Raw genomic sequence first — 23961 nt, forward strand, 5'->3', positions numbered from 1 at the left:
ATTCAAAATTAAAAATGTCCAAGAAGACCAAATTCTACGTCGTGTGGCAGGGTAGGAAAACCGGGGTTTTTACGGACTGGAAGGAATGTGAGGCCCAGATTAAAGGTTTTGAGGATGCTCGCTACAAGTCATTTGATTCTATTCAGGAAGCGGAGGCGGCTATACAGCGGAACTATTGGGAATTTATTGCAAAAAAGGATTCCAAGCCAGCCATAATAAAGGAAGTACCTGCCAATATTGGCAAACCATTGAAAAACAGTATTGCCGTAGATGCAGCCTGGAACACGGCGACCGGCGATATGGAATATCAGGGGGTATATTATGCAACCGGCGAACGGATTTTTTTGCAGGGGCCGTTCAAGGATGCTACCAATAATATCGGTGAATTTCTGGCGATTGTCCATGGTCTTGCCTATCTTCAGAAAAAGGAAAGTGACCTGCCGATTTACAGCGATTCCAGAACGGCGATCAGCTGGATTAAGAAGAAGCACGCAAATACCAAACTTGTATTGACGCCCCGTAACAAGCCTGTTTTTGAAATGTTGCAACGTGCTGAACGATGGCTTGCTACAAACTCTTTTCCCAATAAGATACTGAAATGGGAAACGGAATACTGGGGTGAAAATCCGGCTGATTTTGGCAGAAAATAGACAGATATGGCACGAAATTCTTCCTTTCGCTTTAAGCAGTTCACGATCCAGCAGGATCAGTGTGCGATGAAAGTTTGTACGGACGCCTGTGTGCTCGGCGCATGGGCGGATGTCACGGATGCTGACAGGATCCTGGATATCGGTGCCGGTACCGGGCTGCTTTCTTTGATGGTGGCGCAAAGGAATGTGTATGCCATGATCGATGCGGTTGAAATTGATGCGGAAGCATTTTTCCAGGCCGGTGAAAATGTCGAGAAAAGTCCATTTCATGACCGTATTAAACTGTTTCATTCCGCTGTTCAGGAGTTTACTTCAGAGCATCAATATGATGTGATCATCACGAATCCCCCATTTTTTCAGTCCGACCTGCTCTCGCCTCTGGATAAAAAAAATATAGCGCATCACGCCAAATCCCTGGATTTTTCCGAACTGCTTGAATCCATTGAAAGACTTCTTTCTCCTACCGGTAAGTTCAATATTCTTTTTCCCGTAGAGGAAGCGTTGCAATTTTGTACAAAAGCGGAAAGTACAGGCTGGTATTTGACCCATAAACTCACTTTGTTTCACCATTCCGGCAAAAAATCCTTTCGCCAGTTAATGACATTTCAAAAAACGGAACCTGTTCATAATGTGTCTGTTGACGAAGAATTATACATTTACGAAACAGACGGTACCGCCCATCACGAGGATTTTAAGAAATTATTGAAAGACTTTTATTTAATATTTTGATCAGGAAAAACACGAACTTTGCGCCATAATTCCGAGGCAGGTATTGCAATTGAACCTTATCCATGATTAACTCAGCTATTCAGATTTCCGTTGTAGTTCCGCTTTTTAATGAAGAAGAGTCATTGCCAGAGCTCAGCGAGTGGATTGCGCGGGTGATGGATGAAAACGGGTTCACTTATGAAGTCCTGTTTATCGACGATGGAAGTAAGGACCGGTCGTGGGACGTAATAACCGAATTGTCTCTGATCAATCCCAATATCCGGGGGCTGCGTTTTGTAAGGAATTATGGAAAAACAGCAGCTTTACAAACGGGTTTTCTGGCCGTAAAAGGCGATGTGGTCATTACGATGGATGCGGATTTGCAGGATAGCCCGGACGAGATACCGGAGCTGTACAAGATGATCGTAGAAGAAAAGTATGATCTGGTTTCGGGATGGAAAAAGAAAAGATATGACCCTGTTACGAAGACTGTTCCGACCAAGATCTTCAATGCGGCCACCAGGAGTATTTCCGGTGTGGCGCTCCACGATTTTAACTGCGGCCTGAAAGCGTACCGGAAGGATGTTGTCAAAAATATTACTATTTACGGGGAAATGCACCGCTACATTCCCGTAATCGCGAAATGGAACGGTTTCGGGAAGATCGGGGAGAAGGTGGTACAGCACCGGGCGCGCAAATATGGCTACACCAAATTCGGCCTGGAAAGGTTCATTTTTGGTTTTCTGGATTTGCTTTCGATTGCCTTTGTGAATAAGTTTGGGAGAAGGCCAATGCATTTATTCGGTAGTCTGGGAACCCTTATGTTTTTTCTCGGAAGCATTATAGCTTTCTGGCTTCTTGGTAAAAAGATCTATAATATTTATCATTTGTTGCCTTACAGGAACGTTACCGACAACCCGCTTTTCTTTCTTGCGCTCGTCGCGATTATGGTTGGGTCACAACTGTTTCTGGCGGGGTTTCTTGGGGAGCTGTTTGTGAAGCAATCCATTTCCAAAACCGGCGACTACAACGTTTCAGAAAAGACCGGAGCTTGAAAGATATCCGGCATACATAAAATTATTAACAAAAAGTTTATTACCTATTACACAAATAATGATCGCTAACGTACACAAAGCCCATCCCTGGCACGGTATTCCAATGGGAGAAAATGCACCTGAACTGGTCAATGCATTTATTGAAATTGTTCCGACAGACACAGTTAAATACGAAATAGACAAAGTGACGGGTTATCTCATGATCGACCGTCCTCAAAAATATTCGAACATCGTCCCTGCGCTCTACGGTTTCATCCCAAAAACCTATTGTGCGGAAAAAATCGCCTTGCTGGCCCGCGAACGCTCCGGAAGAGATGTTACAGAGGGGGATGGTGACCCGCTGGATATCCTGGTTTTGTGCGAAAAGATCATTTCCCACGGAGATATCCTTTGTACTGCCAAGCCAATCGGCGGGATTCGCCTGATCGATGGGGGAGAGGCAGATGATAAAATCATCGCTGTATTGAAAGGAGACGAGGTATATGGTGGTTTTTCTGATCTGAGCGAGCTGCCGGAGGGTATTGTTGAACGTCTGAAGCATTACTTCCTGACTTACAAAAACCTTCCTGGTGAAAAGGCGCATATTGAAATCACCAATGTGTACGGCAGGGAAGAGGCGCACGAAGTGATCATGACTTCCGTGGAAGATTACAAGCATTCATTTTACTGAGATTGAGTTTAAAAACAATATGTTGCTGATTCAGGGCAATTTAGAGCCGTCCCCTTTAAGGACGGCTTTGTTTATTTCTTATCTTTGTGCAAATTTTAAATAATAAATTGTTGTTCAACCGTACCGACAAGTTGCTGAGCAAAAAGTACTTGAAGTATCGCGGACTAAGATAACAGGAAGTGTTTACGAGCCTTATATGAGTAATATAGAAGAAATAAAGAAAAGAAGGACTTTCGCCATCATCAGTCACCCGGATGCCGGAAAAACGACGCTTACTGAAAAGCTGCTGCTTTTTGGAGGCGCGATCCAGACTGCCGGAGCGGTAAAATCCAATAAAATCAAAAAGACGGCCACCTCCGATTTTATGGAGATCGAAAAGCAGAGGGGTATCTCGGTGGCTACTTCGGTAATGACTTTTGAATACAGGGATTTGCTGATCAACATTCTGGATACGCCCGGTCACAAGGATTTTGCGGAAGATACCTATCGCACGTTAACCGCAGTGGATAGCGTAATCCTGGTTATTGACTGTGTAAAAGGTGTGGAAGAACAAACGGAAAGGCTGATGGAAGTTTGCCGGATGCGCAACACACCGGTGATCGTTTTTGTCAACAAGCTCGACCGTGAAGGTAGAAATCCGTTTGAGCTGCTGGACGAGCTGGAAACCAAACTCGGTATCAGAGTTCGTCCGCTGACCTGGCCTATCAATATGGGTAATGATTTTAAAGGGGTATACAGCTTGTACGAGCAGATGCTTTATTTCTTTAAGATCAATAAAACGAAAATTGAGAGAGACGTTGCGCAGATCGGTCTGGAAGATGAAAATCTCGCTGAGCTGGTTGGGGAGCGCGATGCTTTGCAGCTCATTGAGGATGTGGAACTGGTAGAAGGTGTTTATGATGCTTTTTCACAGGAAGCCTATCAGAAAGGCCAGCTCGCACCGGTATTTTTTGGAAGTGCGATCAACAACTTTGGTATCAAGGAATTACTGGATACTTTTTGTGAAATTTCCCCAATCCCTCAGCCACGCCCTACGGATGTGCGGGAAGTGGAACCGACGGAGCCGAAATTCACCGGATTTGTTTTTAAAATCCACGCCAACCTGGACCCGCGCCACCGCGACAGGATCGCATTTTTGCGGATTTGCTCTGGTAAGTTCGAGCGGGGCAAGTTTTACCGGCATGTCCGCTTAGGTAAAGATGTTAGGTTTTCGAGCCCGTTTACCTTTATGGCTTCTGACAAAAGTGTACTGGATGAAGGCTTTCCCGGAGATGTGGTGGGATTGTACGACACAGGAAGTTTCAAAATCGGAGATACGCTTACTGAAGGTGAGAATCTTCAGTTTTCAGGGATACCGAGTTTTTCGCCTGAGATCTTTAAGGAACTGATCAACATGGATCCTATGAAATCCAAACAGTTGGAAAAGGGAATTCAGCAGCTTACGGACGAAGGTGTAGCCCAGCTTTTTACGCTGGATCTTGGTAACCGTAAAATTGTGGGAACGGTCGGAGAACTTCAGTTTGATGTAATCCAGTATCGCCTGGAACATGAATATGGCGCCAAATGCCGCTGGGTGCCCATGAGCGTTTCCCGCGCTTGCTGGCTTACCGCCGATGAGAAACCTGCAATGGATCAGTTTATTCGTCTGAAAGGTAATCAGATTGCTTATGATAAGGACCGTAATCCTGTTTTTCTTGCGGAATCTGAATGGATGATCCGGATGAACCGTGAAAATAACCCGGCGATCCACTTCCATTTTACTTCCGAGTTTAAGACGGAAATGGCCGTCTAGAGTGGAAACCCGCATTATTAATGAATAGTGATGATGATAAAAGTGAGTGTGTGTGTGGTTACCTATAACCATGAGAAGTTTGTAGCCCAGACGCTGGATTCAATATTGATGCAGAAGACTACATTTCCTTTTGAAATTGTTGTAGGTGACGATTGCTCAAAAGACAATACTACTACGATTTTAAAAGAATATCAGCAACGTTACCCCGACAAGATCAGGCTGATCCTGCATTCAAAAAATCTGGGGTTAAACGGGAAGTATAATGCTTTATCAACATTTGCGGCGGCAAAGGGAGAATATATTGCACAGTTTGACGGTGATGACTATCTGACTTCGCCGGACAAGCTCCAAAAGCAGGTTGAAATGCTGGATGCACATCCCGAATATTCGGCCTGCTACCATAATGCAAGGGTTATTTACGATGACAATGCAGCGCCTCCGTATCTGGTGAATACGCTTGCCAAGCCTGCGGTCACAGTCGACGATCTGATCGGGGAGGATGAGCTGTGTTTTATTGCAACTTCGAGTCTGATGTTCCGCCGGGAGGACTTCGCCAGAAATCCGGATCCGGAATGGACGAATCTCTCAACCAGCGGCGATATTCCCAGAAATATCATGTTTGCTACACGCGGACCGATCGGGTACATTGATGAAGTGATGTCGGTTTACCGGAAAAACAGGGGAGGGGCTAGCTTTGTGGACAATCATCAGAGCGCGGATTTTCTGTTCAACCGCATACAGATGTATTCAAATATCAATAAAGAACTTGGTTATAAATATGACCAGACGTTGCGAAAAAACATTGCAACGTATTATTATAAGTTGCTGTTTTCCAGGGAATATGGGAGCAGTTACTGGCCGAGAGCAAAATATGCGATGAAATACATTTCGTTGGCACAACCCGGTCCCGAACAGAAAAGAGAAATTATCCGAGACTTCATAGTCCCGCCGGTTTTGATGAAAGTTTACAGTTTTTTCGCATTGGGCTGGTATAATTTCCGAACCAAGCAGTTGTGACAAAAGCCCAAAGTGCTGAAATTATTACAACAAAACTGGCAAGAGCCAATTTTCCATATATCGGCAGCCCCGCAGGGGCATTTGGTGCATGGTAAGGATATTTGTACAAGTAACAGATTGCCCCGATGAGGCAGAGCGTTGCTTTGAGTAGATGTAATTTATCTCAAAACAAACAAATAATGATCCATCGGCGCAATCTGTATCTTAATAATGCCCCTTCGGGGCAACCCCTAACTAACTTATGCCCGCTAGCTGCTTCCAGATGCCTCGTAGAGGCTACCCCATCACAGATAGTATAATGACATCCCTTCGGGATTATTATGCCCGCAAAGTCGGGGTAGACTTTCAGAATAACTTTTCCTTGGGAGGCGTCACACCTTTTAACCGGATATACACTGTCGCTTGTCCGCGGTGGTGAGTTTGGTGCTCAAATCCTTTTTCAAGGGCTACCCCTGATTTCATATCCATGCCGAATAATTTAATATCCTTGCCAAGATCAGCATCCGTCATTGATTTCAAAGAAGAAATAGCAAAATCGTAGCTGTCCATAACACCTTTGGTGATAGCTGCTTTCGACTGATCCGTCATTTTTTCAACAGAACCTTCCATAGGGCTTTTTTTGCCTGTGGCACCGGAGACAAAAGCGAAGTTGGCGTCTGCCAGGTGACCCATTTGCTGGGCAAAAGAACGGATTTCCGGAGTAGGTTTGAATGCATACCCGTCTTCCGGCATGGCATCAAGATATTCCTTGGTAAACACTTTGGCTCTCTCCCAGTCGGCAATTTGTTTCGACCGTGAAGTTTGTGCGAATGCAGTGCTGGCTGCAAAAATGAGCATGCAGGTAATGCTTAATAGTTTCATCCGATTTTTTGTTTTGGTGGTTGAGAATTTTATTCGAAAGGTAGTTCTAAGGAATGCTATTGTCAACTACCGGGAAGAACTATTTTGGCACCGGAATTGAACGGCTGGTTACATGCAGTCAAGAAAATTTTGTAATAGTGACAGGGGTTGTTTAGGTTGTGCTTTTATTTAATTCTGAACCATTTTTTATCAAAAAATATGTCTGAGCCGAAATCGTCGCAGGAGAGGGCAAAAAAGTACCTCGACCTGGGGCATAGCGAAGCGGAAAATCATGCAAAAACACAGCTGGAACTCTATGAGAAGCATGTGAAGGATACGTCGTCAGTCACCAATGCGATATCAGAATTTTTCAAGACAAATCTCTTCGGATTTGCGTGGCATTATCTGAGGAGCAGGTTTGGCCCGCGGCATCCATATCAGGCTTATCCAAGAAATGACGATTCCGGGGTTTATAACCTGCAGTCATCGATTGCATCAAGGGATGAGATTACCCTCGCTTTGCTTTCGGACTGGGCAAGTGATACTGAAGAGTCGGATAGGGTTGCACACCTGGTGGCAAAGCATATCCCTGACTATACCATTCACATGGGGGATATTTACTTTGTAGGTGCCCCAAAGGAGGTTGAGGAGAATTTTACGGCACCTTATGCGTCGTGGTATTATGGGGCCTCGGGGAGTCTGGCATTGTCGGGGAACCACGAAATGTATTCCAATGGAAATGCGTTTTTTCAGCATCTTTTGCCAGCAATGTATATCCAGCAGGGGGATGTCAGAAAAACCCAGCAGGCGGGTTTTTTCTGCCTTGAAAATGATTACTGGCGTATTATCGGCCTGGATACAGGTTATACCTCGGTCGGCAGGCCTTTTGTCGAGATTCTTTCTCCTCCCGACTGCCATTTGAAAAAGGAACAGATGGACTGGCTCCGCGACGTGGTCAATATTGGAAATCCTGACGATAAAAGGGGGTTGTTATTTTTGAGCCATCACCCCTACATATCTGCGTTTCGGGAGGATTATGCCAGGCCGGGAGAGCAAATCAGGGAATTGCTTGGAGCATCGGAACGCCCGGTAATTTGGCTCTGGGGGCACGACCACCGGCTTGTTGTTTACAATCAGGGCAGAAATGGGAAAGGGCCGCTTGCCTATGGTCGTTGCCTCGGTCATGGAGGGTTGCCGGTGGAAATACAAATGCCCGACCCGACGGATGCATCAAAAATAAGATACTATGACCGTCGCGTCAGGAAGGTTCTGAAGGGGCATGCTTTGGGATATAATGGTTTCGCGATGTTGAGTCTTAGCAATGAAAAGCTTACCATAGCGTACAGGGATCTTGAAGATACCTGCGTGTTGACAGAACAATGGAAGGTAGACATGCAAAACGGCCAACTCGGATGGGAAGTTATTCAGGTACTTCCGGAGTTAGCCGTTTAACAAATTTCTTGTAGGGAAACCCATTAAGTATCCCCAATGCAAGCAAGGTCAGTGGTGATCTGCGCCGTGGCCTTTGCTCTCTGTCAGTGCAGCAAATGTCACAACCAAGCCGATTGTACCCAAAATGAATATGAAAAGGTCTGCAAAAACGGCAAGGATAATGAACAGGATTATAAAAGCTGTAATATAAACGCCGCTGCCAAGCGCAGTAGATTCGGTTTGTGTTGTATCGGACATAATTTCAGACTGATTGATATCTTGATTGTTTTTTGCGAAAATAATAAATACGTCTCAGCTTTCAGTACCCTGCATCCCTTTTTTTCCCTTGCTACCTACCTCGTGGCGAAAGACTATGTTCAGTTTTTTGGCATTTCAACTAAAAACAAAAAAAACCGGGGCAGGAAATTTAGGGACCGGTAAATCCTGGTAATTAAAACATCATTTCTTGTGCTGAATTAATACATTTGTTTTAGTGATATTTCGCGGTGTGCAAGCCCCGTTAATACTAAAATGAATAGAAATGCCTTACATTATCGGATGTGATATTGGGACAACCAATGTTAAAACCACCGCTTTTGATGCCGCAACAGGTGCAATTCTGACTTCACACAGCGGCAGTTATGAAATGTACCATCCCAAACCCTCTTGGAGTGAGCAGGATCCCGACGAAATTTTCAAGGCCCTGTGTGAATCTGTCAGGGAAGTAAGCGCATCTTGCATCGCAAAAGGCGAACTTGCGGGGATCAGTTTTAGCTCTGCGATGCATGGTGTACTGGCGCTGGACGAAAACGGAAAGCATTTATCTAACCTGATTATTTGGGCCGATAACAGGAGCGCAGAAATCGCTGCAAGCCTGAAAGCCTCAGAGGAAGGTAAGAAAATGTATCTTAACAACGGCACCCCGATTCACGCCATGACGCCGGTAAGCAAGTTGCTTTGGCTCAAAGAAAATCAACCGGAGGTTTTTAGGAAAGCCGCGAAGTTCATCGGAATTAAGGAATATGTTATTTATAAGCTCACAGGTCAGTTTCTTGTCGATTACTCTATTGCTTCCGCTACGGGTTTATTCAATATAAGAGAGAAAAACTGGGATAAGTGGACGTTGAAACATATCGGTCTGGATGAGAAGTGCCTTTCCAAGGCAGTCTCGCCCTACCACATGGAAAAACTGTCTGCAGGAAATGATTTTAAGGTGCCCGAAGGAACGCCTCTGATCATGGGAGCCAGTGACGGCTGCCTTGCCAATTTGGGCAGTGGCGCGATTTCTCCTACTTCTCTTGCCATCACGATCGGAACCAGTGCTGCGATCCGGGTCTGCTCCGGGGAGCCGTTTCTGGATGACAAAATGCGTACTTTCTGCTATATCCTCGACGAAGACACTTATGTAGTAGGCGGCGCCTCCAACAATGGCGGGGTGATTTTTGAATGGTTAAAAAACACGTTTTTCCCGGATCTCAAATTTGAGGAGGTTTTCGCTGAGGCCGATACCATTGATGCTGCTTCCGACGGGCTTCTGTTTTTTCCGTATCTGCTGGGGGAGCGGGCACCGCTCTGGAGCTCAAAAGTGCGGGGAGGTTTTACAGGGCTCGACATCCAGCATACAAAAGCCCATTTTGTCAGGGCGGTGATGGAAGGTATCTTGTTGAACCTTTTGTCGGTAGGGCAGGTGCTTCTTGAAAAAAACAAAATCCTGACTATCTATGCAAACGGCGGTTTTGCAAATAGTTCTGTATGGGTGCAGATGTTGGCCGATGTTTTTGGTATCCGGGTATCCCTGAACGACACCGTGGATACAGGCACAGTCGGCGCAGTGATGATGGGGCTTAAAGCATTGGGGATTGCCAAAGATTTTTCGGAAATGACAGTGTTCACTCCGATAAGCGTGCTGTTCGAGCCGAATGCTGCGAAACATCAGGTTTATAAGACTGTTGCGGGGAAATTCAATGAACAAAACGTCGTTTTTCCGTCGTTTTCCTAAACAGAGCTTTCAGTCCTTTTTCTTTTTTTATATCAGTAAAAAGTCCTGAGCCGCAATGACGGTCAGGACTTTTTTATTCGTGAAATAACCTAGTTTAAAATTTGTAAGCCAGGCTAAGACGGTAATTTCTTGGGGCTTCTGCCTGCCAGTAGTAGGATGTGATCGGAGCTCCGCCGGTGGTAGTAAAATCGTACGTGCCACCGCTGTACAAATATTTGTCCAGGATGTTAAATACATTGAGTGTCAGGCGGATTTTGTCTTTTTCCCAGAATACACCACCATCCAGTTTGAAGTAATTTGGAAGGTTATAAGTGTCGTCTGTATCGCTCCATGTTGAGGTAGCGCGATCGCCGAGGTAGGTGAAGCCGCCAGAAATTCCCGTGCCTTTCAGCGCACCATGCTGGGCTTTGTAGCTCAGCCATCCGTTCGCAGTATGTTTCGCAAATCCGGGGATCGGGTCACCAACCTTCGCCACGGTAACGCCCTCGGTCACTTTGGTCACTTCGGATTTCGTATATGCATAGTTGGCGGTCAGGTTTAATCCCGGCAAAATAGAACCGCGTACATCGAATTCCACCCCTTGTGCTCTTTTTTGGCCCAATTCTACACTGAATCCGGAGTTTGGACGGCTCGGATCACCTGTAAGCTCGTTGTTTTTCAGGATGCGGTAAAATGAAAGGGTTGTGTTCCAGCGACCATCGTTCCAGTCTCTTTTAAATCCAAACTCAGTATTATTTCCTGTGACAGGCTGTACTTTTTTGCCACTGCTCAGGCGCCCCGATTGCGGCAGGAATGCCTGGTCATACAAGGCGTACACGGAGGTATTTTTATCAATAGACACGCTCAGTCCGAGACGAGGAGTGAAGTGGTCTGCTTTGTCGGGCGCCCCGCCCCATTGTGCCTGGCTTAAATGAGTATAACGTCCGGCGATCGTCAGCCTGATCTTGTTGTCTAAAAATCCAAGCTCGTCCTGCAGGTAAAGGCCTGTATATTTCTGGTCCATCAAACCGCCCGCACTGACGGCCCGCGCTTCCAGGTCCAGTGTGCGGTCAAAGGCGGGGTAGCCATTGGCAGGAATTCCGTAGACTGGGCTTTTCGGATTAAAAAGACCACCCAGTGTATCAAGTGCATGTGACTGTCCCCAGTCGGCAAAATATTCCTTTGTACCAACATCTATACCTCCCAGCAGGCGATGCACCACGCCTCCGGTAGTGACTTTACCGTTAACAAATACCTGGCCGAGCGTCATCTCACTCTTTGCGTCCCATAAGCCTACGCCGCGCAGCATGGTCCCGTCGGAATTGATCATCGCAGGCCACGCACTGCTTCCTGCCATATTGTAGTGCAGGTAGGCGACCTGCGCGGTCACTTTCCAGTCGTCATTGATCTGGTGCTGTAAATTAACAAAAAGACTGTTGTCCTTAATCTTTGTGGGAGCAAGGCCCGGAGCCATCAAGGTGAAATCCCTGGGCAAAGTCGCATACCCTTCGGGAGAGAAAACATAAAACGACCCTACATTCGACATCTTAGCATATTGCAGCGCGTATTCCGCGGTCAGTTTTGTTTTCTCATCAATCTGATAAGTGATGACAGGAGCTATGCTATACCGGTTGTTGTATTCAAAAGGGCGGAAAGATCCTTTGTTCTGGCCGGCAAGGTTCAGGCGATACAGGAACTTGCCATCTTTGGATAGTTTTCCATCAAGATCCAGGGTTGTGCGGTAAAAATCGAAGCTGCCCATCGTGAACGAAGCTTCACCCTTTGTTTCGCCGGTAGGCTTCTTGGTAACCACATTGTAAAGCCCGCTTGGGTCACCGTTTGCAAGCATAAAACCAGCCGGACCTTTAACGAACTCGATGTTTTCTACAAAGCTCATATCTTCGGTCAATGGTCCCCAGAAAGAGTTTACAACATTAAAACCATTTCTGAATGCCTGGATTTGCGAGCCGCGCATGCTGATGTTCGCATACATATCGCCCCAGTGTTCGAAACGGGTGGCGCCACTTACATTGCGTATCAAACCATCGCTCATACTGATGATTTGCTGATCGGACAATACTTTGGACGTTACCACCTGCACATTCTGAGGGGTTTCAAGAATGGGCGTCATCAATTTGAGGCTTGACGAAAGTTGTTCGTTGTTGTAAAGATTCCCGCCTTTCACAATTACCTCCTGTAACTGGTTAGCGCTTTCCAGAAGGGTAAAAGTTAGCTCAATAGTTTCTCCTGCAATAACTTCAACCTGTTTTTCCTGCGTTTCGGATCCTACAAAGCTCATCAGAACCAAATGGGGCCCGGCTTTCACTTTATCAATGTTGAATCTTCCTTTGGCATCTGAAATGGCACCTTTCGAACTTCCCTTAAGGCCAATAGTTACCTGCTCGGCTGGCTGGCCGTCTGAACTGAATACCTGACCGGTAATCTTGCCGGTTTGTGCAAATAAAGCTGCGCAGGACAAGGTCCATAGCGTTAGAGTATAAATTAATCTCATATTATTTAAACTTGGTCTAAATTGTAAAACAAATATTCACCTGTGAAATTTGTGATACAAGTTTTTATTTAGATTTATTTCAAATAATAAAGATCGGGGAGAGAGATTTTACGATAACGGCATCAATAAAAAACCAGGATTGCTGGCAGCGACCCTGGTTTTTTACCCTTCGGCAATACAGTTACTATTCTTCTTTTACTGCATCTACGACCTTTTCCGTAATGATTTTTTTATCGGACGAGTTGCCCCACGAATTCATGATATAGTTCATAACGTCTGCTATTTCATCATTACCTAAACCCGGGTTTGGCATCATGTTGTCATATTCAACGCCATTAACCTTGATTTTTCCCGCCAGGCCAAACTTGATGGCCTTGATGGCATTCTCGGGTGTCTGCATCAGATAATCCGATTTCGCCAGGGGAGGAAAAGTGGCGGTGACGCCTTCGCCGGTACCCATGTGGCAGGTGATACAGTTTTCGGAATAAACCATTTTTCCTCTTTCGATGCTCTTGGCCAGTTCATCATTCTGGCTCGGGAATATGGCACAACAGAATATAGCCAGAGAAGAAAATGTCAGAAGTAGTTTCATAGGTTGTTAATTGTGTTGGCGATAGCCTTACTTCGTTAGCGAAAATGGCGCTGCTTCCGGCTTGGTCCCCCAGGTTTTGGAAGGTTGTCCGCCAAGATTGAACTGAACTGTTCCGCCTTTCTGAATGTCAGCATGTTCAAGATAGGTATTGCCGTAGGGCTTACCGTTAAGCGTAGCACCCTGGATGTACATATTCGTATCGCTGGAAGCCGGTGCCTGAATTGTGAATTTCTTCCCATTTTCCATTGTAAGTGTTGCTTTTTTGAAAAGCGGCGATCCGATCACATATTGGGTTGTCCCGGGTGTTACGGGATAAAAACCGAGGGATGAGAATACATACCAGGCAGATGTCTGACCATTGTCTTCATCTCCGCAATACCCGTCGGGAGTAGGCTGATACAGTTTTTTCATCACCTCGCGCGACCAGTATTGTGCCTTGGAAGGCGCTCCTGCGTAATTATACAGGTAAATCATGTGCTGGATCGGCTGGTTTCCGTGCGCATAATTGCCCATGTTCATAATCTGCATCTCGCGGATTTCGTGGATGGGGAAACCATAGTAGCTGTCATCGAAAATTGGAGGAAGTGTAAATACGGTATCCAGCTTCTGAACAAAAGCCTCCCTTCCGCCTACCAGGCCGATCAAACCTTTTACATCCTGAAACACCGACCAGGTGTAGTGAATGCTGTTACCTTCGGTGAATGCGTCGCCCCATTTGAAAGGATTAAATGGTTTCTGAAACTGGCCGTCTTTGTTTTTTCCACGCATCCATTTGGTCTCCGGATCGAAGATATTCCTGTAATTCTGGCTTCTTTTCAGGTACAGATCAACTTCCGTCTGCGGCTTTTTCAGTTCTTTGGCCAATTGGGAAATACAAAAATCCGCATAGGCGTATTCCAGCGTACGGGCAGCATTTTCATTCACTTTCACATCGTAAGGAACATACCCTAGCTCATTGTAATATTCATGACCAAAACGGCCGACAGAACTTACAGGGCCCGCATTTTCTGTATTTTTGATGATAGCCTCATATAGCTTGTTGATATCATATCCTCTGATCCCTTTAACATAAGAGTCTGCAATGAGCGAAGCCGAGTTAGAACCTATCATACAGTCGCGGTGCCCGGGACTGGCCCATTCAGGCAAAAAACCGCTTTCGTCGTATGCGTTGGCAAGCCCCTCCATGATATGCGCATTCAGGGTAGGGTACATCAAAGTAAAGAATGGAAAAACCGCTCGGAATGTATCCCAGAAGCCGTTATCCGTGAACATATACCCTGGCCGCACTTCGCCATTGTAGGGACTGTAGTGGACGATTTTATTCGCTTTGTCAAACTCATAAAACTTTCTAGGAAACAAAAGAACACGGTAAAGGCAGGAGTAGAATGTACGGATCTGATCGATATTGTCCCCTTCAACCTGAATGCGTGATAATTCCTGGTTCCAGGCTGTTCTCCCTTTTTTCAGAGTTGTATCAAAATTATCATTGCCAACCTCACGTTGCAGATTCAGTTCTGCCTGTTCAGGGCTGATAAAAGATGATGCCACTTTCAGGCCAACTTGGTCGCCTCTTTTTGTTTTAAAACCGACTACTGCTCCTACGTGGTTTGCTTTGAGTTCCAGCGTATCTTTTGCGAGTTGCTTGCCGCGAAATGCAGATGAAAACGTGAATGCCTTATCAAATACCAGCACAAAATAGTTTTTGAAATTAGCCGGTACGCCGCCGCTGTTTTTGGTAGTGTAACCAATGATCTTGCGCTCGGAAGGAATGATCTTCACATAAGATCCTTTGTCAAAAGCATCCAGCAACACATACGCACTGTCGGCTTTCGGGAATGTAAAACGGAATTGTGCGGCCCGTTCGGTAGGGGCGATTTCGGTTGTCACATCATAATCTGCGAGGTACACTTTGTAATAATGTGGCTTTGCAACTTCGGCTTTGTGTGAAAACCAGCTTGCGCGGCTGTCTTCATCAATTTTCAGTTTTCCGGTGATCGGTAAAATCGAAAACTGGCCGTAATCATTGATCCACGGACTTGGCTGGTGGGTCTGCTTGAATCCCCTGATCTTTTCGGCATCGTACATATAGGCCCAGCCGTCGCCCATTTTGCCGGTTTGCGGCATCCAGAAATTCATTGCCCATGGCAGTGCAATGGCAGGATAAGTATTACCCGACGAAAGACTGAACTTTGATTGCGTACCCATAAGCGGATTGACCATATCCACCAGATTTTTTTGTGAGGGAGACTGGGCTAGCAGGGAAGTTCCTGCAAACAATATCAGGAGGGAATGGATAATTTTTTTCATACGGAAAATGATGTGGACAGCTTTAAAAGTGTGATGATAAAACAAAAGTAATGGAAGCCCGATTAACTAAAAGTAAACCGGCAAAAGTTTTGGCCGGAAGAACTGAACCTGACATTTTGTACGGGCATAGTTCTTTACACCGTTAAAATAATAAGGTTGAAAGCCCGTGTAAAATAATAATAAGTTACGAATTGATATAAATCACAATGACTGAACACTTGAACCGCCTAACCCCCCGTCAGATTGTTTTCGAACTTGATCAATACATCATCGGACAAAATGACGCGAAACGTAATGTTGCCATTGCTTTGAGAAACCGGTGGAGGCGTATGAATAGCCCTGAGGACATTCAGAGAGAGATTATCCCGAACAATATTCTGATGATCGGGGCAACTGGAGTAGGTAAAACCGAAATTGCCCGCCGCCTCGCAAAAATTGCCGACGCACCGTTCGTGAAAGTCGAAGCATCCAAATTTACAGAAGTCGGATATGTAGGGCGCGACGTGGAAAGTATGGTCCGCGACTTGGTGGAACAGGCCGTGGCGATGGTAAAAACGCAAAAAAAAGAAGAAGTAAAGATCAAGGCTGAGCAAGCCGTGGAAGATATAATCCTGGATGCACTGATTCCTCCCGTTCACGGTGCGCCTGTCCAAAAACAAAGGACAGACAATGGAACCGAAGATTCGGACGCCATTCCGGAAGATGATGGCGAGCTGAACCAGCGTACCCGTGAGCGTTTTCGTGAAAAAATAAGAAATGGAGAACTGGATTCCCGGAAGATCGAAATTGAAATCCAGCAGAACCAGATGCCTAATGTAGGGATGATAGGGGGCGCGATGGATGATGTTTCGATGATGAACATCCAGGAGATGATCGGGAATATGATGCCGAGGCGCGGTAAAAAACGCAAGGTGACAGTGGGTGAGGCAAAGAAGATCCTGCTGGACGAGGAGGCATCCAAGCTGATCGATATGGATGAGGTGAAAATGGAAGCGATCCAGAAAGCAGAAAACCTGGGGATCATTTTTATAGACGAAATTGATAAGGTTGCTTCCAGCAGATCGGGCGGCGGAGGCGGGCCGGACGTAAGCCGGGAAGGCGTGCAGCGTGACTTGCTGCCGATTGTAGAAGGCAGCGCGGTGAATACCAAACACGGGGTGATCCAGACGGACCATATACTTTTTGTAGCTGCCGGCGCTTTCCACGTTGCAAAGCCTTCTGATCTGATTCCCGAATTACAAGGACGTTTCCCGATTCGCGTTGAATTGAACAGTCTGACCGAATCGGACTTTTACCAAATCCTGAAAACACCAAAGAATGCGCTTACCAAGCAATACATTGCGATGATGGATTCGGAAGGAGTGGAGCTGGAATTTGAAGACGGCGCTCTTCAGGAAATTGCAAGAATTGCTTTTGAAGTTAACAGCGAAGTAGAAAACATTGGTGCGCGACGCCTGCAGACAGTCATGAGTTTGCTGCTCAATGATTTTATGTTTGATATCCCCGACATGATCGGCCCGGATTCACACATTGTAGTTACAGCCGATATGGTCAGCGAAAAACTGTCCGTATTGGTTAAAAACAGGGATTTGAGTCAGTATATTTTGTAGAGGGAGAAAGGAGGAGGGAGGAAAGGGATGAAGGGGGACAACTGCGGAATTCCTTTCTGCCCCTTTCCTCCCATTTCTCCATTCTCCCTTTTATTTTTCAAACTTTCGTCGCTGCCGGCGGGTAGTTATTTACAAAATCGGAAGGGGAAACTATCTGTATGGAACGAAACGGTTGAAGGACCAGAAGGTCGAAATCTCCGGAAATGATACAGGAGGCATTGTACGTTAAAGCCAATTCCAGGATCATATTGTCTTTTTGATCCCGGCAATCACTTACAGAAATTACTGGGTTAAAAGAACAGAATTGTTTTTTACTCGTTGTATTGCTTTTAATCTCTGGTTTGCCGTCAGATATTTATCAAGCTTTTTTCGATGAAGTACCTCTGTGTATTCATCCAGAATCTGTTCGCTAATGGCAATGATTCCCAATGCAATTGCCTTGTCAAAAGCTTGTGCACTAATCGAATTCTCAATGAGATTGGCACTAACAAATGTATTGGTGTCAATGACAAAGAACGGCTTACTTATCTTTTAAAATTTCGTCCAGCTCGTCTTGGGTAAGTCCTTTTTGGGCAACGTCATTTCTCAATGTCTTAAGGAAATCGAGATATTCGCCGGCCGGATCTTTTAAGAACTCCTGCGCCAGGGAAACATTTATTTTGTTTCCAATTTCCTTTCTTTTCTTTTCAGAAGCGATTCTCCATGCCTTTGCAAGGTTGTCATCCACTTCAATCACAATTCTATCCATGTTATAACTTGATAGGTTTGATCAAGTTAATAAAAAGGAGGGAGGGATGAAAAAGGAGGAGCCTTATTCAAAAAACAACCACTCCAAAGCCAGTGGGAATTCTCTGCTCCAGTATTTTTCACTGTGCTCGCCTTGGGGATCAATGGATGTGTTGATTTTGACGCGGCTGTAACCGAAGCCTTGATTTTTAAGTGTTTCCTGGAATTTGGTGAAATTAGGCAGCATATTGGCTCCTTCTTTTCCGCCGGCATACAAATAAATGCGCGTTTCAAAGGGCTCGAAAAAATGTATCGCATCAAAATACACGCGCTGTGAAATCCAGAGGGAAGGAGAAAATATCATCAGCCTGCCAAATATGTGCGGGAACATCAGCGCAGCATAGATACTGAGCAGCCCACCTACCGAGCTTCCGCCCATTCCCGTGTTCAGACGGTCGGGTTTGGTCCTGTATTTTGCATCGACAACGGGTTTAAGGGTTTCTATCACAAATTTTAAAAACAGAGAACCGAGTCCTTTGCCCAAGCGAGGATTATCATAAGGTGAAAATTCCTGAATACGCTCTTCATCACCATGGTCAATGGCGACGATGATTACATCCGCTTTGTCCTCGGCCGCAAGTTTGGTCAGGCTTTTGTCTATTTGCCAGTTGCCATACGGAGACCCGTCTCCAAAAAGGTTCTGGGCATCGGTCATATAAAGGACAGGGTAGCGTACTTCCGGGTTTTCGTAATAGCCGTGGGGCAGCAGTACATGAACGCGGCGTTTCTTATTGAGCTGCGGAATTTCAAATGTTTCGGAAAGTACTTCTATAATCGGCAGCAGACTTTCTTTTTTTGACTTATCTGTCTGCCAACGTGTTACGAAATCTTCAATAACACCTTCCGTCTGGGTAATAGTCCGGTTGGCATAAGGTTGCCCGAAACGGTCCAGCTCGACCTGGTTCCAGCCGCCGCGGGTGTATTTATATTCCAGTGGAACCGGGAGTTCCATGTCCTCGGGGAACTGAAACCTGTAATGTCCGGGAGCAACCAATGTCATCCGGAACTCTTCCAGATCGGGAAGCCATTTGCAAAAATTCCCCGTAATGTAAACCGGTCTGTTATCGAAAGGAGGTGTCTCTAACTCGATGGTTAGAACTTCTAAATCTATTTGCATACGTTGAGTCACTAAGGGTTACGTAGTGACAAAATTACTTATTAATTTTTTTGTTTAATATAGTCCACAAAAGCAAATGCGTATTTGTGCCTGTCATCAGCCTCACGAACAGAGCGTTCCGTCTCAATCCATTGTGACGGATCTTTGATCTCAAAATAAGTGTCGCCGGGCATAAAGGTATGGATTTCTGTGATGTACAAACGGTCTGAGACGGATTGTGCCTGTCTGTACAGCTCTCCGCCACCTATGATATATGCCTCTTGTGCATCGAGTTCACGTGCTTTTGAAATTGCCTCCTGTAAAGAATTTACTACGATTGCTTCATCCAACTTGTATTCGGGATTGCGCGTAACTACTATCGAAGTTCTTCCGGGTAAAGGCTTGCCTATGGACTCGTATGTTTTTCGTCCCATAATGATGGGTTTGCCCATCGTTAACTGTTTGAAACGCTTCATATCATCTGGAAGTCTCCAAAGGAGCTGATTGTCTTTGCCGATCACCCCGTTTTCGGTAACCGCTACTATAATTGAAATTAACATCTGATGCGGTTTTACAACTTATACCCTCTTAAAAATTCCCCTATCTCCATTCTCTTTTTCCCTTCCAGCTGTAAAACTTTAACAGAAAGCCAGCCGTCGGAAGTGCGGAAGTATAAAAAACCTTTTTGGTCAGTCCGGTATGACCCGGGTGCGGCGTCTTCCTGGTAATCGGAAATGGCAGTTTTGTATATTTTGCATGAAAGGCCGTTGAGGGTTGTCCAGGCAGCGGGGTAGGGAGACAGGCCGCGCACAAAGTTGTGAATTTCCTCTGCGGGTTTGTTCCAGTCGATTTCGCATGTTTCGCGGAAAATCTTCGGCGCGGATTTAAGCACAGCCGATTCTTGCTGCGGGACCTGGGGGTAACTGCCTTTTGCTATGGCTTCAACAGTTTTTACGACCAATGCTGCTCCACGATGCATCAGCCGTTCATACACAGAGCCGGCATCATCTTCTGGAAGTATTTCTTCTTTTTCCTGAAAAATGATCTTTCCAGTATCAATATCCTTTTCAATGAAGAAAGTGGTGACGCCTGTTTCAGTTTCTCCGTTTATAACAGCCCAGTTGATCGGAGCGGCACCCCGGTATTGCGGCAGGAGGGAGCTGTGTAAATTGAATGTGCCTTTGGAAGGCATGCTCCATACCACTTCCGGCAGCATGCGAAAAGCGACTACCACCTGAAGATCGGCTTTAAGAGATTTGAGTGTTTCAAGAAAATCCGGATCTCTCAGTTTTTCAGGTTGTAACACAGGAATTCCCTGTTCTTCGGCATATATTTTCACGGGTGATGCGGTCTGTTTCTGGCCCCGGCCGGAGGGCTTATCGGGAACAGTTATTACGGCCACAACGTTAGAATTACTATCGACAAGACTTTGTAAACTTGGGACTGCAAATTCGGGTGTTCCCATGAATATTATTCTTAATGGTTCTGACATGTATTGTTGTCTCTTTTGGATAAAAATCGTGTTACCATTTACAAATATTGTTATTTTTGTCGTTCTTAACAGAAAATTATGGTGAAGCTCAAATTACATACAAGCCGAAAAGATAAGGTCTTCTAGCCTTCTACTACGAGTGATATAAACTCTTGTAGAGCGGTCTTAGAGCCGTTCTTTTTTTTTATTCAAATTTTCAAAAATCTAAAGACATATAAACTTAATTAAGGTCATGGCTAAAATTTCATACTATACGGAAGAAGGATTAAATAAGCTGAAGAATGAGCTGAATGATATGAAAACCAAAGGCCGCACGGAGATTGCACGTCAGATTGCCGAGGCTCGGGATAAAGGTGATTTGAGTGAAAATGCAGAATATGATGCGGCAAAAGATGCGCAGGGAATGCATGAAATGAAAATCGCCAAACTGGAAGAAATCATGTCAAACGCACGTGTGATAGATGAGTCATCCATTGACACGTCACAGGTCGCGGTTCTTTCCAAGGTAAAGATCAAAAACCGTAAAAATGGTATGGAAGTGACCTACACGCTGGTTTCAGAAGAGGAAGCAGACCTTAAGACCGGCAAAATTTCGGTAGGTTCGCCAATCGGAAAGGGGTTGTTGGGCAAAAAAGTAGGCGAAACGACCGAGATCAAAGTGCCCGCCGGATTAATGGAATTTGAAGTACTTGATATAAGCAGGTTCAGCGAATAGTTTGCGGGATTTGTAATTGAATGTTGGATTGTAAAGTGAAAGCTTCATTTTACAATCCAACATTTTTATTTAAAATTGGTTTTTAAAATTCCGGCCGACCGACAAACGGTACCCCGATATGAAATTCAAAGGAATTGTGCTAAATGTTTCGTCGCTCTGGGTGGAAGGAATGGCCTTTTATCCCTTTATTTTTCTGAAAACCAAATCCCCGGCACGTTTGCTGATCAACCATGAACGTATTCATTTGAGGCAACAGATTGAAATGGGTCTGGTAGTGTTTTATGTGTGGTATTTTGTGGAATATTTAATCCGTTTGGTTCAGTACAAAAAACATTATTTAGCCTATCTTCATATTTCATTTGAAAGGGAAGCTTTCCGGAACCAGGATGATTTTGACTATCTGAAAAATAGAAAATTCTGGGCGTTTTTGAAGTATGTTCAGAGGGGAGGGAAAGGATGAAGGAGGAAAGGGAGGAGGGATAGAATATGGATTTTTAGTAATTTTTATATAATAGTATGTCAGATAAAAGCACCGAGTTCCTTTACAAATATTTAAACAATGCCTCACCGACAGGCTTTGAATCTACTGGTCAGCAAATCTGGCTGGATTACATTAAGCCTTACATTGAAGAACAGATCATTGATGTATATGGTACCGCAGTCGGAGTGATCGGCCCGGGGCAGGACTATAAGGTAGTGATCGAAGCCCATTCCGATGAAATTTCCTGGTTTGTCAATTATATTTCTGACGATGGTTATATACACGTTCGCCGGAACGGGGGCTCCGATGCAGCTATAGCACCTTCCATGCGCGTTAATCTTCATACTGCCAAAGGTGTCGTAAAGGGTGTTTTTGGCTGGCCGGCAATCCATGTTCGTGACGTGGCGAAGGACCAGGTGCCCAAAGTGCATGAGCTGTTTATCGACGTAGGCGCTGCCAAAAAGGACGAGGTTCTTGAAATGGGGATCCATGTCGGCACGGTCGTAACGTTTGCTGACGGATTCGATGAATTAAATGGCAAATATTATCTGGGCCGGGCGCTGGATAACCGTATGGGTGGTTTTATGATTGCAGAGGTTGCCAGAATGCTTCATGAAAACAATGTCAGGCTGCCTTTTACGCTTTATGTTGTGAATGCTGTACAGGAAGAAATCGGCTTGCGAGGGGCGGAAATGATCTCGCGGCGCCTCAAACCGGACCTGGCGATTTGTACGGACGTAACACATGATACCCAGTCACCGATGTACAATAAAAAAGAACAGGGCGACTTGAAAAGCGGTAACGGCCCTGTGATTTGTTATGGTCCGGCGGTTCAAAACAACCTGCGCGACCTTCTGATTAAAATTGCAGATGAGAAAAATATTCCGTTTCAGCGTCAGGCGGTGAGCCGCTCAACGGGGACTGACACAGATTCATTTGCCTATTCTACAGAAGGCATAGCTTCCGCTTTGATCTCTCTGCCATTGAAATACATGCATACGACGGTTGAAATGGTACACAAGGATGATGTAAAAAATGTAATCCAGCTGATGCACGACGTGCTGCTTTCGCTGAAAGGGGACGAAGATTTCAGGTATATAAAATAAGAGGTCCGGGTAACTGCCCGGCCGGGGTGCGGGGCAGTTACTTTAAAAAAAATATCCATGGACAACAGGGCGAGGGGACGGGGAGCCGGCATTAACACCCATAACAGGTTCCAAAAACACGAAATCGAATATACTTCCGAGGACTGGCAGCAATGGGAAGATCAGGAAGTAAATCCCAAAACGCAGTTTATCGAGGAAGAATCCAAGACGTTGATGAGCGTTTCGGATAGCCCGGATCTCGGACATTTTCATTCCATCAATCCTTACAGGGGCTGTGAGCACGGCTGTATTTACTGTTATGCCCGCAATTCGCATGAATACTGGGGGTATTCCGCCGGGCTTGATTTTGAAACCAAGATCATTGTTAAAAAAAATGCTCCCCAGCTGCTTGAAAAGTTATTTAACTCTAAATCCTGGCAACCGCATAGTATTCATCTTTCCGGAAATACAGACTGCTATCAGCCAGGGGAAAAGAAGTACAGGATTACCCGGCAGCTTCTGGAAATTTGTCTGAAATACAGAAACCCTGTGAGCGTCCTGACGAAAAATGCTCTGATCCTGCGTGATATTGATGTACTTGAAAAACTTGCGAAACTCAACCTCGTACATGGAGCGATATCCATTACCTCTCTGAACGAAGATTTGAGGACCGCGCTGGAACCCCGCACAGTCACCGGCAAAAGAAGATTGCACGTGGTGAAAACCTTGCATGAAGCCGGTATTCCGATGGGTGTTATGACAGCACCGATCATTCCCGGATTGAATGACCACGAAATACCTTCAATTATCAAGGCGGCTTCTGAAAACGGGGCGGTTTGGGCAGGATATACCGTGGTAAGGCTGAACGGGGCCATTGCGGCGTTGTTTGAAGAGTGGGTTAATCACCATTTTCCTGAGAGGGCGGCCAAAATTCTCAATCAGATCAAAGAATGTCACGGAGGGACCGTCAACGATTCCAGGTTCGGGTTCAGGATGGTTGGAGAGGGGAACTTTGCAGAGAACATCCGCCAGCTTCATAACCTGGCGTGCCGGAAATATTTTAAAGATAAGGAATTGCCTAAACTGGATACTTCGCAGTTTATGAGAGGCGGGCAGATGAAGTTGTTCTGAGATTTTTTTATGC

Annotated in this window: 24 protein-coding genes; 13 read left to right on the forward strand and 11 right to left on the reverse strand. The window is 45.4% G+C overall.

Annotated elements, in window-relative coordinates; genetic code table 11:
• Positions 1-14 precede the first annotated feature (14 nt).
• The 6 genes from FBF61_RS11455 (at position 15) to FBF61_RS11480 (ending at position 5892) form a co-directional block, all read left to right on the forward strand.
• Entirely contained in the window at positions 15-650 is a 636-nt protein-coding gene (locus tag FBF61_RS11455; protein WP_138477370.1) for a ribonuclease H1 domain-containing protein, read from the forward strand.
• Positions 651-656: 6 nt separating this feature from the next.
• Positions 657-1379 carry a tRNA1(Val) (adenine(37)-N6)-methyltransferase gene (locus FBF61_RS11460; RefSeq protein ID WP_138477371.1) on the forward strand — a complete coding sequence of 241 codons (723 nt, stop codon included), beginning with the start codon at positions 657-659 and terminating at the stop codon, positions 1377-1379.
• Positions 1380-1444: 65 nt separating this feature from the next.
• Positions 1445-2413: a glycosyltransferase family 2 protein gene (locus tag FBF61_RS11465; protein ID WP_229215042.1), complete on the forward strand. Its 969-nt coding sequence runs from the start codon at positions 1445-1447 to the stop codon at positions 2411-2413.
• Between the two features lie 58 nt (positions 2414-2471).
• The gene (locus tag FBF61_RS11470; protein WP_374756610.1) at positions 2472-3083 is read left to right on the forward strand and encodes an inorganic pyrophosphatase; all 612 of its coding nucleotides are present in this window, start codon (positions 2472-2474) and stop codon (positions 3081-3083) included.
• A gap of 196 nt (positions 3084-3279) precedes the next feature.
• Entirely contained in the window at positions 3280-4875 is a 1596-nt protein-coding gene (locus FBF61_RS11475) for a peptide chain release factor 3 (RefSeq protein WP_138477373.1), read from the forward strand.
• A 30-nt stretch (positions 4876-4905) separates the two neighbouring features.
• Positions 4906-5892: a glycosyltransferase family 2 protein gene (locus FBF61_RS11480; RefSeq protein WP_310590267.1), complete on the forward strand. Its 987-nt coding sequence runs from the start codon at positions 4906-4908 to the stop codon at positions 5890-5892.
• A gap of 345 nt (positions 5893-6237) precedes the next feature.
• Here the strand turns inward: FBF61_RS11480 and FBF61_RS11485 are convergent, their stop codons facing one another.
• The gene (locus tag FBF61_RS11485) at positions 6238-6753 is read right to left on the reverse strand and encodes a DinB family protein (protein ID WP_138477374.1); all 516 of its coding nucleotides are present in this window, start codon (positions 6751-6753) and stop codon (positions 6238-6240) included.
• 198 nt (positions 6754-6951) lie between these two features.
• Between FBF61_RS11485 and FBF61_RS11490 the strand changes: the two genes are divergently transcribed.
• Positions 6952-8184, forward strand: a complete 1233-nt coding sequence (locus FBF61_RS11490; RefSeq protein WP_138477375.1) for a metallophosphoesterase family protein — start codon at positions 6952-6954, stop codon at positions 8182-8184.
• 48 nt (positions 8185-8232) lie between these two features.
• Here FBF61_RS11490 and FBF61_RS11495 read toward each other — a convergent pair whose 3' ends face one another.
• Positions 8233-8421: a hypothetical protein gene (locus FBF61_RS11495; protein WP_138477376.1), complete on the reverse strand. Its 189-nt coding sequence runs from the start codon at positions 8419-8421 to the stop codon at positions 8233-8235.
• 283 nt (positions 8422-8704) lie between these two features.
• On the opposite strand from FBF61_RS11495, the gene FBF61_RS11500 reads away from it, so the two are divergent.
• On the forward strand, positions 8705-10162 hold the full coding sequence (locus tag FBF61_RS11500; RefSeq protein WP_138477377.1) for a gluconokinase: 1458 nt from the start codon (positions 8705-8707) through the stop codon (positions 10160-10162).
• A 94-nt stretch (positions 10163-10256) separates the two neighbouring features.
• Here the strand turns inward: FBF61_RS11500 and FBF61_RS11505 are convergent, their stop codons facing one another.
• The 3 genes from FBF61_RS11505 to FBF61_RS11515 form a co-directional block, all read right to left on the reverse strand.
• Positions 10257-12653: a TonB-dependent receptor gene (locus tag FBF61_RS11505; RefSeq protein ID WP_138477378.1), complete on the reverse strand. Its 2397-nt coding sequence runs from the start codon at positions 12651-12653 to the stop codon at positions 10257-10259.
• 184 nt (positions 12654-12837) lie between these two features.
• The gene (locus FBF61_RS11510) at positions 12838-13245 is read right to left on the reverse strand and encodes a c-type cytochrome (protein WP_138477379.1); all 408 of its coding nucleotides are present in this window, start codon (positions 13243-13245) and stop codon (positions 12838-12840) included.
• 27 nt (positions 13246-13272) lie between these two features.
• Positions 13273-15552 carry a GH92 family glycosyl hydrolase gene (locus FBF61_RS11515; RefSeq protein ID WP_138477380.1) on the reverse strand — a complete coding sequence of 760 codons (2280 nt, stop codon included), beginning with the start codon at positions 15550-15552 and terminating at the stop codon, positions 13273-13275.
• Positions 15553-15758: 206 nt separating this feature from the next.
• On the opposite strand from FBF61_RS11515, the gene hslU reads away from it, so the two are divergent.
• Positions 15759-17162, forward strand: a complete 1404-nt coding sequence (hslU, locus tag FBF61_RS11520) for an ATP-dependent protease ATPase subunit HslU (RefSeq protein WP_138477381.1) — start codon at positions 15759-15761, stop codon at positions 17160-17162.
• A gap of 97 nt (positions 17163-17259) precedes the next feature.
• Here the strand turns inward: hslU and FBF61_RS35520 are convergent, their stop codons facing one another.
• The 6 genes from FBF61_RS35520 to fmt form a co-directional block, all read right to left on the reverse strand.
• The gene (locus FBF61_RS35520; RefSeq protein ID WP_374756611.1) at positions 17260-17517 is read right to left on the reverse strand and encodes a putative toxin-antitoxin system toxin component, PIN family; all 258 of its coding nucleotides are present in this window, start codon (positions 17515-17517) and stop codon (positions 17260-17262) included.
• A complete protein-coding gene (locus FBF61_RS35060; protein WP_310590272.1) occupies positions 17445-17690 on the reverse strand; it encodes a putative toxin-antitoxin system toxin component, PIN family in 246 nt (81 codons plus the stop codon). Before FBF61_RS35060 ends, FBF61_RS35520 begins: the two co-directional genes overlap by 73 nt.
• Positions 17683-17910 (reverse strand): hypothetical protein, encoded by a 228-nt coding sequence (locus tag FBF61_RS11530; protein ID WP_138477382.1) that lies wholly within the window; start codon positions 17908-17910, stop codon positions 17683-17685. The genes FBF61_RS35060 and FBF61_RS11530 overlap by 8 nt, the downstream gene beginning before the upstream one ends.
• Before the next feature lie 63 nt (positions 17911-17973).
• Entirely contained in the window at positions 17974-19065 is a 1092-nt protein-coding gene (locus FBF61_RS11535) for an alpha/beta hydrolase (RefSeq protein WP_138477383.1), read from the reverse strand.
• Positions 19066-19106: 41 nt separating this feature from the next.
• Positions 19107-19604 carry a dihydrofolate reductase gene (locus FBF61_RS11540; RefSeq protein ID WP_138477384.1) on the reverse strand — a complete coding sequence of 166 codons (498 nt, stop codon included), beginning with the start codon at positions 19602-19604 and terminating at the stop codon, positions 19107-19109.
• A gap of 11 nt (positions 19605-19615) precedes the next feature.
• On the reverse strand, positions 19616-20536 hold the full coding sequence (gene fmt, locus FBF61_RS11545; protein ID WP_262712807.1) for a methionyl-tRNA formyltransferase: 921 nt from the start codon (positions 20534-20536) through the stop codon (positions 19616-19618).
• Positions 20537-20768: 232 nt separating this feature from the next.
• Between fmt and greA the strand changes: the two genes are divergently transcribed.
• The 4 genes from greA to FBF61_RS11565 all read left to right on the forward strand — a co-directional run bounded on the left by greA (position 20769) and on the right by FBF61_RS11565 (position 23948).
• Positions 20769-21251 carry a transcription elongation factor GreA gene (greA, locus tag FBF61_RS11550; protein WP_138477385.1) on the forward strand — a complete coding sequence of 161 codons (483 nt, stop codon included), beginning with the start codon at positions 20769-20771 and terminating at the stop codon, positions 21249-21251.
• Positions 21252-21369: 118 nt separating this feature from the next.
• On the forward strand, positions 21370-21711 hold the full coding sequence (locus FBF61_RS11555) for a hypothetical protein (protein WP_138477386.1): 342 nt from the start codon (positions 21370-21372) through the stop codon (positions 21709-21711).
• 56 nt (positions 21712-21767) lie between these two features.
• Complete coding sequence (locus FBF61_RS11560; RefSeq protein WP_138477387.1) at positions 21768-22838, forward strand: M42 family metallopeptidase; 1071 nt, start codon at positions 21768-21770, stop codon at positions 22836-22838.
• 57 nt (positions 22839-22895) lie between these two features.
• Complete coding sequence (locus FBF61_RS11565) at positions 22896-23948, forward strand: PA0069 family radical SAM protein (protein WP_138477388.1); 1053 nt, start codon at positions 22896-22898, stop codon at positions 23946-23948.
• Positions 23949-23961: the final 13 nt, after the last annotated feature.

The sequence above is a fragment of the Dyadobacter bucti genome, assembly GCF_005869225.1.
GTDB lineage: Bacteria > Bacteroidota > Bacteroidia > Cytophagales > Spirosomataceae > Dyadobacter > Dyadobacter bucti.